This window comes from Stenotrophomonas sp. FW305-C-20-S1 (assembly GCF_058783335.1).
The window spans coordinates 1-9,638 of record NZ_JBYTEK010000069.1 but is presented as its reverse complement, the minus strand read 5'-3'; the positions used below and the strand labels follow the sequence as shown (position 1 = coordinate 9,638).

8 protein-coding genes are annotated in these 9,638 nt (G+C 68.2%); 2 read left to right on the top strand and 6 right to left on the bottom strand.

Annotated features, from left to right (window positions below):
- Window positions 1-162 precede the first annotated feature (162 nt).
- A complete protein-coding gene (gene hglS / locus AC3WTC_RS20290) occupies window positions 163-1,524 on the top strand; it encodes a 2-oxoadipate dioxygenase/decarboxylase HglS (protein ID WP_140228259.1) in 1,362 nt (453 codons plus the stop codon).
- A gap of 85 nt (window positions 1,525-1,609) precedes the next feature.
- Here the strand turns inward: hglS and scpC are convergent, their stop codons facing one another.
- The gene (gene scpC / locus AC3WTC_RS20285) at window positions 1,610-3,124 is read right to left on the bottom strand and encodes a succinyl-CoA:acetate CoA-transferase ScpC (protein ID WP_080150722.1); all 1,515 of its coding nucleotides are present in this window, start codon (window positions 3,122-3,124) and stop codon (window positions 1,610-1,612) included.
- A gap of 375 nt (window positions 3,125-3,499) precedes the next feature.
- On the opposite strand from scpC, the gene glnE reads away from it, so the two are divergent.
- The gene (gene glnE / locus AC3WTC_RS20280; RefSeq protein ID WP_492712405.1) at window positions 3,500-6,295 is read left to right on the top strand and encodes a bifunctional [glutamate--ammonia ligase]-adenylyl-L-tyrosine phosphorylase/[glutamate--ammonia-ligase] adenylyltransferase; all 2,796 of its coding nucleotides are present in this window, start codon (window positions 3,500-3,502) and stop codon (window positions 6,293-6,295) included.
- Between the two features lie 368 nt (window positions 6,296-6,663).
- Here glnE and AC3WTC_RS20275 read toward each other — a convergent pair whose 3' ends face one another.
- From AC3WTC_RS20275 to AC3WTC_RS20255, 5 genes are all read right to left on the bottom strand, one after another.
- Window positions 6,664-7,224 carry a queuosine precursor transporter gene (locus AC3WTC_RS20275; RefSeq protein ID WP_025878224.1) on the bottom strand — a complete coding sequence of 187 codons (561 nt, stop codon included), beginning with the start codon at window positions 7,222-7,224 and terminating at the stop codon, window positions 6,664-6,666.
- A 74-nt stretch (window positions 7,225-7,298) separates the two neighbouring features.
- Window positions 7,299-7,814, bottom strand: a complete 516-nt coding sequence (locus tag AC3WTC_RS20270) for a hypothetical protein (protein WP_025878222.1) — start codon at window positions 7,812-7,814, stop codon at window positions 7,299-7,301.
- 32 nt (window positions 7,815-7,846) lie between these two features.
- Window positions 7,847-8,341: a hypothetical protein gene (locus tag AC3WTC_RS20265; RefSeq protein WP_032975599.1), complete on the bottom strand. Its 495-nt coding sequence runs from the start codon at window positions 8,339-8,341 to the stop codon at window positions 7,847-7,849.
- 18 nt (window positions 8,342-8,359) lie between these two features.
- Entirely contained in the window at window positions 8,360-9,208 is an 849-nt protein-coding gene (locus tag AC3WTC_RS20260; RefSeq protein ID WP_492712402.1) for a DUF2145 domain-containing protein, read from the bottom strand.
- Window positions 9,209-9,265: 57 nt separating this feature from the next.
- Entirely contained in the window at window positions 9,266-9,484 is a 219-nt protein-coding gene (locus tag AC3WTC_RS20255) for a hypothetical protein (RefSeq protein ID WP_032975596.1), read from the bottom strand.
- Window positions 9,485-9,638: the final 154 nt, after the last annotated feature.

The window sequence follows — 9,638 nt, the reverse complement described above, 5'->3', positions numbered from 1 at the left end:
TTTGTGGGCTGGGAGATGGGGAGAAGAGAAAGGCATGGAGGTTGCCGGCCAGCGGCCGGCACTACCCATCGCAGGTCATGTTGCTCTGCGTATCGCCGCCGCCGCGCGCTCCGGCGACAATACGGGTCCGAGCTGTTCCCCGTTCCCGTAATCGAGTGACTGATGAGCGCCTCTTTCGTTTCGCCTGATGTGATCCGCCGCCTGTTCGCCCAGGCCATGTCCCGCATGTACCGCACCGAAGTGCCGTTGTACGGCACGCTGGTGGAACTGGTGGAGCGGATCAACACGCAGGTCCTGGCGCAGGACCCGGCGCTGGCCGCGCAGCTGCTGCGCAACGACGAGCGTGCCCGCCTGGATGAAGAACGCCACGGCGCGATCCGCGTCGGTACCCCGCAGGAACTGGCAACCCTGCGCCGCCTGTTCGCGGTGATGGGCATGTACCCGGTGGGCTACTACGATCTGTCGGTGGCCGGCGTGCCGGTGCATTCCACCGCCTTCCGCCCGCTGACCGCCGCTGCGCTGGCACTGAACCCGTTCCGCGTGTTCACCTCGCTGCTGCGCCTGGAGCTGATCGAAGACGAGGCGCTGCGTGCGCAGTCGGCCGAAATCCTTGCCCGTCGCCGCATCTTCACCGACGAGGCACTGGCGCTGATCGACCAGGCCGAGCGTGACGGTGGCCTGACCCAGGCCGATGCCGAGCGCTTCGTCGAACAGGCGCTGGAGACCTTCCGCTGGCATGGTGACGCCACCGTCGACCTGCCGACCTACCATGCCCTGCACAAGGCGCACCGGCTGGTGGCCGACGTGGTCAGCTTCCGTGGCCCGCACATCAACCACCTGACCCCGCGCACGCTGGACATCGACGCTGCGCAGGCGGCGATGATCGAGCAGGGCATGGCCGCCAAGGCGGTGATCGAGGGCCCGCCGCGTCGCGCCTGCCCGATCCTGCTGCGGCAGACCAGCTTCAAGGCGCTGGAAGAGGCGGTGCACTTCCCGGGCAACGAAGGCGGCGACGCCGGTACCCATACCGCGCGCTTCGGCGAGATCGAGCAGCGCGGCCTGGCGCTGACCGCCAAGGGCCGCGCGCTGTACGACCAGCTGCTGACGCAGGCGCGCGATGCCGACGGCGCGGGCAGCACCGGTGGCGACTATGGGCAGCGCCTGCAGGCAGTGTTCGCCAGCTTCCCGGATGACCACGACACCCTGCGCCAGGAAGGCCTGGGGTATTACCGCTACCAGCTGACCGACGCTGGCCGCGCTGCGCCGGAGCGCGTGGCCGATCTGCCGGCCGAAGTGCTGGTTGCTGCGGGCCTGGCCACGGCCGATCCGATCGTCTACGAGGACTTCCTGCCGGTCAGTGCCGCAGGCATCTTCCAGTCGAACCTGGGCGGCGGTGAGCAGCGCGCGTACGCCGCCCATGCCAATCGCGAGGCCTTCGAACAGGCGCTGGGTGCGGCGGTGAACGATGAGTTCGAGATCTACGAGCGCATCCAAGCCGAATCGCTGGCGAGCCTGCGCACCTGATGCGGCACACCCGCCGGGCATGGCCCGGCGCTACCGAGGTGCGATGCGGGGTAGCGCCGGGCCATGCCCGGCGAACCGGCAATACTCAGGCCTTCATGGTGCCCGTATCCAGCCACCGCTGGTGCCACGACAGCGCCTCCGGCAGCAGATGCGGGGTGTGCTTGCCGTAGCTCTCGCGGCTGGCGCGGTCGAAGTAGTCCTGCAGCTGCGCGCGGAAATCCGGGTGCGCGCAGTTGTCGATCAGCACCTGCGCGCGCTTGCGCGGGGTCAGGCCACGCAGATCGGCCAGGCCCTGTTCGGTCACGATCACCGACACGTCGTGCTCGGTGTGGTCGACATGGCTGGCCATCGGCACGATCGCCGAAATGGTGCCGTTCTTCGCCGTCGACGGGCTCAGGAACGCAGACAGGAAACCATTGCGCGCGAAGTCGCCCGAACCGCCGATGCCGTTCATGATCCGCGTACCCATCACGTGCGTCGAATTGACGTTGCCGTAGATGTCCACCTCGATCATGCCGTTCATGCCGATGCAGCCCAGGCGGCGCACCAGTTCCGGATGGTTGGAGATTTCCTGCGTGCGCATGATGATGCGCTCGCGGTAGAAATCGATGTTCTCCTTGAACGTCTCGTTGGCCTGCGGGCTCAGTGCGAAGCCGGTGCACGAGGCATAGCTCAGCACGCCGTCGCGCAGCAGGTCGAGCATGCCGTCCTGGATCACTTCGGTGAACGCGGCCAGGTCGCGGAAACCACTCTTGGCCAGGCCGGCCAGCACTGCATTGGGGATGTTGCCCACGCCCGACTGCAGCGGCAGCAGGTTGGCCGGCAGGCGGCCGCGTTTCACTTCGTGCTGCAGGAACTCGATCAGGTGCGCGGCGATCTGCTCGCTGGTCGCATCGATCGGGCTGAACGGGCTGTTGCGGTCCGGGCCATTGGTGCGCACCACGGCCACGATCTTGTCCGGGTCGCAGCGCAGCGCGGTCTCGCCGATGCGGTCGTTGGCATTGACCAGCGGAATCGGCTTGCGGTGCGGCGGCAGCGCGGTGCCGTAGTAGATGTCATGCATGCCGTCCACGCCGGCCGGCTGCCACTCGTTGACCTCGATGATCACCTTCTTGGCCAGGTCCAGCCAGGTCTTGTTGTTGCCCAGCGAGGTGGACGGCACCAGCGAGCCATCCTCGCGGATCGCCGAGACCTCGACCACGGCGGTATCGATCTCACCGTAGAAGCCGAACCAGACGTGCTGGGCGACGTGGCTGAGGTGGATGTCGATGTAATCCAGCTTGCCCTCGTTGATGCGGTTGCGCGCATCCGGGTCGCTCTGGAACGGCATGCGCATGGCGATGCCATCGGCCTTGGCCAGCGCGCCATCGAGTTCCGGCGCGGTGGAGGCGCCGGTCATCAGGCTGATCTGGAAGGGCAGGCCCTGGGCATGCACCGATTCGATGCGGCGGGCCAGCTCAACGGGAACGGCCTTGGGGTAACCGGAGCCGGTAAAGCCGCTCATGGCCACGGTTTCACCGGGCTGGATCAGCGCGGCTGCGGCCTCGGCGGAGACCACGCGGTCACGAAGACGCGCGTTGGCGATGCGATCAACAGTCATGACGACAGCGTTTCTGGGGGGAATCCCGATTATCGGCCATCCCCTGCCGTACGGGGGGTTCTACCTTCGTGGAATGGTGTTTCCGGCAACGCCTCTCCCATACCCGTCAGTTTTGTTTTGCAGTGCAGCGTGCAAAGTACTTTCGTACACCGCACGATGGCCCTGCATCCCGACGTGGGGGAGGGAGCAGAGCCCGCTGGCAGTTCGCTGCAAGCGGGCTTTTTTATTGCCTGTCGCCCAAGATGAATGCGCGGCCTCCATTAGCGGTAGTGCCGGCCGCTGGCCGGCAACCCCAGCAACCTTCGGCGATATCGCAGCAAGCGGTAGCAGCCCTTCGCCGTTGGCAAAGGGATGCGACCCCGCGAGAATCAGTGCATGACCCTCGCCCCCGCCGAATTGCCCGCCACCCTGCAGCCCCTCGTCCAACGCGCGCTGGCGCGCCTGGCCCAGGCAGTGCCCGATCCCATCCCGGCCGAACTGCAGCCGATGCTGGTGCAGCTGGCCATCAGCAGCGACTTCGCCCTGGACACCCTGGTGCGCCAGCCCGGCCTGCTGGCGCAGCTGGCCGCGCCGGGCTGCCCGCCGCTGCCGGCGCCGGTGCTCGACCCGCTGCAGCCCAGCGACTGGCCGGCACAGCTGCGACGCTGGCGCACGGCGATGTCCACCCGCTTGATCTGGCGCGACCTGGCCGGGCTGGATGACGTGCCGCAGACCCTGGCGGGCGCCACCGCGTTGGCCGAGGACTGCCTGCGCTTGGCGCTGGACGCCCTGCAGCAGGAGTTCGCCCAGCGCCACGGGGTGATCACCGATGACCACGGCCAACCGCAGCAGCTGGTGGTGTTCGGGCTGGGCAAGCTGGGCGGTGGCGAGCTCAACTTCAGTTCCGATGTCGATCTGGTCTACGCCTACGTGCAGGGCGGTGAATCCGACGGTCCGCGTGCGCTGGCGGCCGAAGAGTACTTCGCCCGCCTCGGCCAGCGCTTGGCCAAGCTGCTGGATGAAACCACCGTCGATGGCTTCAGCCATCGCGTCGACCTGCGCCTGCGCCCGTTCGGCAGCGCGGGCCGTGTAGCGCTGTCATTCGCTGCGATGGATCAGTACTTCCAGCGCGAAGGCCGTGACTGGGAGCGCTATGCCTGGCTGAAAGCGCGGGCGGTGGCGGGCGATATCGCCGCTGGCGAGGCCTGGCTGCAGACCCTGCGTCCGTTCGTGTACCGCCGCTACCTGGATTTCACCGCGCTCGACGGCCTGCGCGAGATGAAAGCGGCGATCACCGCTGAAGTCGCCCGGCGCGAGATGCACGACGACATCAAGCGCGGTGCCGGTGGCATCCGCGAGATCGAATTCCTTTGCCAGGCGCTGCAGCTCATTCGCGGTGGCCGTGAGCCGGTGCTGCGTGAGCGGCGGTTGCTGGTCGCGCTGGATGCCCTGGTGGCTGCCGGGCAGATCGCCCGCGATGATGGCGCCGCACTGCGCGAGGCCTATCTGTTCCTGCGGCGGCTGGAAAACCGCTTGCAGATGCTGCGCGATGCGCAGACCCATGTGCTGCCCAGCGATGCGCTGGATCGCGAGCGGATTGCCGTCGGCCTCGGCTATGCCGATTGGGATGCGCTGCGCGAGGCACTGCGTGTGCAGCAGCAGCGCGTCAGTACCGAGTTCGGTGCGCTGCTGGCACCACGCAAGGGCCAGGCAGCGCCGGATGCGCTGGCCAATTACTGGCGCAGCCTGCCCGAAGGCAGCAACGCGCCGCTGCTGGCCGAGGCCGGTTTCCTCGATGCCAATGGCGCCGATCAGTCACTGCGCGATTTCGCCCAGGGCACGGGCGTGAAGTCGCTGTCCGATGCGGCGCGTGCGCGCCTGGACCGCGTACTGCCGGCACTGCTGCACGCCGCCACCCGTTCACCGCAGCCCGATGCCGCACTCAAGCGCGTGCTCGGCCTGCTGCAGGCAGTGCTGCGCCGTACCAGCTACCTGGCGCTGCTGGACGAACAGCCCAGCGCGCTTGCGCGACTGGTCGACGTGCTGGCGCGCAGTGCATTGTTGGCCGAACGCCTGGCCGCGTATCCGCTGCTGCTGGACGAACTACTGGACGTACGCGTGTCCGGGCCGATGCCCGACGCCGACGGCATGCTGGCCGAATGCCGGCAGGTGCTGCCGGTGGATGATCCCGAATCGCAGCTGCGCTGGCTCAATGAAACTCGCCTGGCGTTGAGCTTCCGCATGGCCATGGCCACGCTGGATGGCCGCCAGGGCGCGGTCGACAGCACCCGGCAACTGGCCGAACTGGCGCAGGCGGTAGTCATCACCGTGTTGGCGATGGCCGAGGCCGATATGCACGCCGCGCACGGCGCTATCGCCGGCGGCCGCTTCGCGATTATCGGTTACGGCAGCCTGGGCGGCCTGGAGCTGGGTTTCGGCTCGGATCTGGACCTGGTGTTCCTGCACGATCACCCGCCGGGCGTGGAAGCCAGTGACGGCGCGCGCCCGCTGGAACCGGGCCGCTGGTATGCGCGCCTGGCCCAGAAGGTGATGGCGCTGCTGGCTGCAGTCACCGCCGCCGGCCGCCTGTACGACATCGACGTGCGCCTGCGTCCGGATGGTGGCAAGGGCTCGCTGGTGTCTTCGCTGGCCAGCTACACCGAGTACCAGCGCGATCGCGCATGGACCTGGGAGCACCAGGCGCTGGTGCGCGCACGCGGCGTGGCCGGCGATGCCAGCCTGCTGCAGGATTTCGAACAGGTACGTGCGCAGACCCTGGGCCGCGAACGTGATCGCGCAACGCTGTATGCCGATGTAGTGAAGATGCGCGGGCGCATGCGCACCGAACTGGACCGCAGCGATGCCGCGCGGCTCGACCTGAAGCAGGGCGCGGGTGGCGTGGTCGACCTGGAATTCCTGCTGCAGACCGGCGTACTGGCATGCAGTGCGCAAACCCCTGCATTGCTGCAGCCGCGTGCCACGCCTGCATTGATCGACGCGCTGGCCGCGGCGGAGTTCCTGCCCGAAGCCACCGCACAGGCGCTGCATGGCGCGCATGCCACGCTGCTGGAGGTCGGGCTGGCCTGCACGCTGGATCGCCGGCCGCGCTTGGCACCGACCACGCCGGCCATCGAAGAGGCGTGTGCGGCGATCCGCGCTGCGTGCATCGCCGCGGAGCTGCCGTTCGCCTGACCGCCTGCAACGGCGGTAGCAGCTTTGGGTAGGTGCCGACCTCTGGCGCCCACCGGGTCAATGGCTCGGCGATGGCTTTTCATTGGTAGGTGCCGACCGTTGGTCGGCACAATCCCTCAGTTGCGATGAACCCTGAAGAAGCGTGCCGACCAACGGTCGGCACCCACCGGGTTCAAGGAGTGCGCCAACCAAGGTTGGCAGCTACCGGGTTCAGTGAGTGCGCCAACCAAGTTTGGCAGCTACCGGGTTCAGAGAGTGCGCCAACCAAGGTTGGCAGCTACCGGGTTCAGAGAGTGTGCCAACCAAGGTTGGCAGCTACCGGGTTCAGGGAGTGCGCCAACCAAGGTTGGCACCCACCGGTGAGGCGGTCAGCCCGCTGTACGCAGCGGCGCCATCTTCCACAGCAGCGCGCGGAACGGGGCCAGCAGGCACACGCCGATCGCCAGCTTCACCGCCAGGTCGCCCGCCGCCCAGCTCACCCACGGCAGGGTGGAACCGGCGAAGGCGATCGACCAGAAGATCGTGGTGTCCACCGTGGCGCTGCAGGTGGTGGCCACCATCGGTGCGCGCCACCAGCTGCCGCGGCGCAGGCGATCGAATACGGTGATGTCCAGCAACTGGGCCACGATGAAGGCCGAGCACGAGGCGATCGCAATGCGCGGCGTCGCCACCCACACCGACAGCAGCACCGCCACCGCAAACCCGATCCACGCCACGCGGCGGGCCGGGCCCGGGCCGAAGCGGCGGTTGATCAGGTTGCTGACCAGAAAGGCCACCGGGTAGCTGAAAGCACCCCAGGTCAGCCAGTCATTGATCGGGTACTGCACCAGCACGTTGGACAGCAGCACCACCGCGCCCATGGCCAGCACCGCCAGCACCAGAGCGCGGGCGGTCAACGGGGCAAAAACAGGCGCAGGACGCACGGACATGGCGAGCCAGGGGACAAAGGGGATCGCCCATTATCCGCCCGGCCCGCCGCAAAGCCAAAAACGGCCGTTCAGTTTTACAGCTGCTCGCTCAGCGCGTCGCCGGCGGCATAGGCGGTCGGCACATAGGCCAGGGCCTTGCCGTCACTGTTCTTCACTGTCCAGCCGGCACCGGCATCGGTCGGGTCGAAGCGCACCTGCTGGCCCACCACGAAACCGGCCACCGGGTCTTCGCCCTCGATCGCCGGCCACTGCAGGGTGGCGGTCTGGTCGGCCTTGTCCGGCACCTGCAGCTGCACCTGGCGCTCGCCAGCGGCGGTGGTCGCCACCTGCTTCACTTCCATCGGCGGCAGCGGTACCGCAGGGGTGCGCTCGGCCACCCGGCCATTGCGCTCGCTGGCCTTGAACGGCGCCTTGGACAGCGCGGCCAGGCCCATCGAGGTGGCCAGCGGAACCGACACCACGATCAGCGAAGTGACCAGCACGCTGGCCTGGCCGCTGTTGATGTGCGGGGCGGCGCCAGCGTGCACGGTCGGCACCGTCAGGGCCGAGAGCAGCAGGGCGGCGGCGGGGGCGCGCAGGGAACGAAGCATGGTGACCTCCTGGTCAGGGTGAAGGCAGCGGCTCAGCGCTGCGTATCGAAAATGTCGCGCGGGCCGGTGGCTTCGGGCAGGTACTCCAGCGGCCGACCCTGGTTGTCGCTCACCCGCCAGCCGTTGCCCGATTCAGCAGGCTCGAAATTCACGGTCTGGCCCACGTTGAACTGCACGGCCGGGTCACCGGGGCGCTTGGGCCATTGCATGGACGCGGTGTTCTGCGGGTTGGCGGGGTCCTGCAGCAGCACTTCACGGCGACCATCGACGGTGGTGGAGATGGCGCTGACCTGCATCTGCGGCAGCGTCACCCGCGGGCCTTGGCCCGGAGGCATGCCGGCGACGGCGTTTTCCTTGGCGGCCATGGCGCGCGCCCGTTCCACCATCGGCGCGGACATCTCCAGGCTCGGCCCCTCGGGCACGCTGTTCTGGATGATCACGATGCGGCGCTCGGCATGTGCCGGCGCTGCAGACAACAGGCTGCCGCACAGAAGCACGGCCAACGCGGAAAACTGCAGGTTGCGCATCATCTTCTCCTTGCCAGGTCAGGGCGCAGCGGCGGCAGTGTCGGCCGTCGCATGCGCAATGGTCAGTTCCTGCTGCAGCTGGCTGCGCTGGTGCAGGAAGTCGAATACCGATTCCACCGTCACCACCGAGTAGTTGCCGGAAATGCGTTCGCTGGCCGGATGGTCGGTGGTGGTGGCGTTGGCCACGAACAAGCGCGCACCCACGCGCTTGCCCAGGCCGATATGCAGCACGCTGGGCTGGTACTTCTGCGCGCGCAGCCATTGCTGTGCCTGTTCGCGCTTGACGATGACCGGGCCCGCTTCGGCCTGCGCCATCGCTGCGGCCAGCACTTCCAGGATCCACTGGTTGGAATTCTGGAAGTCGGTCGCGAACGGATAGGCCACCACGTTGTAGTTCGATTCGTGCAGCGCCTTGGGCTGGATCGCCGGCGCTGCCAGCATCCGCTTCAGTGCAGCCTGCAACGCCGGGGGCGGCACGCCGATGCGCAGATCGGTATGGGTACCGCTTTCACCGACGAAATTGCCCAGGCCCTCGCGGTACAGCTGCGAGCTGTCGGTCTTGCAGCGGTTGAGCAGGTGCATCGCGCGCCAGCGGCCGTCGTCCTCGCGCAGCAGGAAGGCCAAGTGGCTGTGGCGCAGGCCGTAGCGGCTCAGGTCCTGGCCGCCACGCGCGGCGATCACCACGTCCACGTCGGGCAGCGCATCCAGGCGCTCGGCCGTGGTCCACGCCACATCGAACATCGCCGCCTGCGCGGCCACGCTGGGGTAGCGCTCGCGGCAGGTGCCGCTGTTGGCCCATGCCGGCACGGTGGCCAGCAGGCCCATCGACAGCAGCAGGGCGCAGCGCAGGCGATGCAGACGTTCCATGTATACCGCTCCAGACGCGGGCAGGCCCGCGCGCCGATCATACCCGCATCGCTGGAATCAGCGCTCCACGCCCTTGCGCCGCAGTTCCTTGTCGCACGCATCGCTGATCGGCGCGATCGGCAATGGCGGGCGCTCGTTGCGCGGATTGCGCAGGGCCGGCTGCTCGCGGTACGCATCCAGCTGCTGCTGGCAGGCGTGCGAGAGCGGGTCCAGTTCGGTAGGGGTGGTGGAGCAGGCGGCCAGCAGGGCCAGCGGCAGCAGAAGCAGGGTACGCATGGGGGACGTCCAGTCCGAGGGGGAGGCTGGACTCTAACCGCGCTGCGGGATCGAAATGTTCAAAAAACGCTGGAGAGGGTCGTGGGGGGGGGGGGGGGGGGGGGGGGGGGGGGGGGGGGGGGGGGGGGGGGGGGGGGGGGGGGGGGGGGGGGGG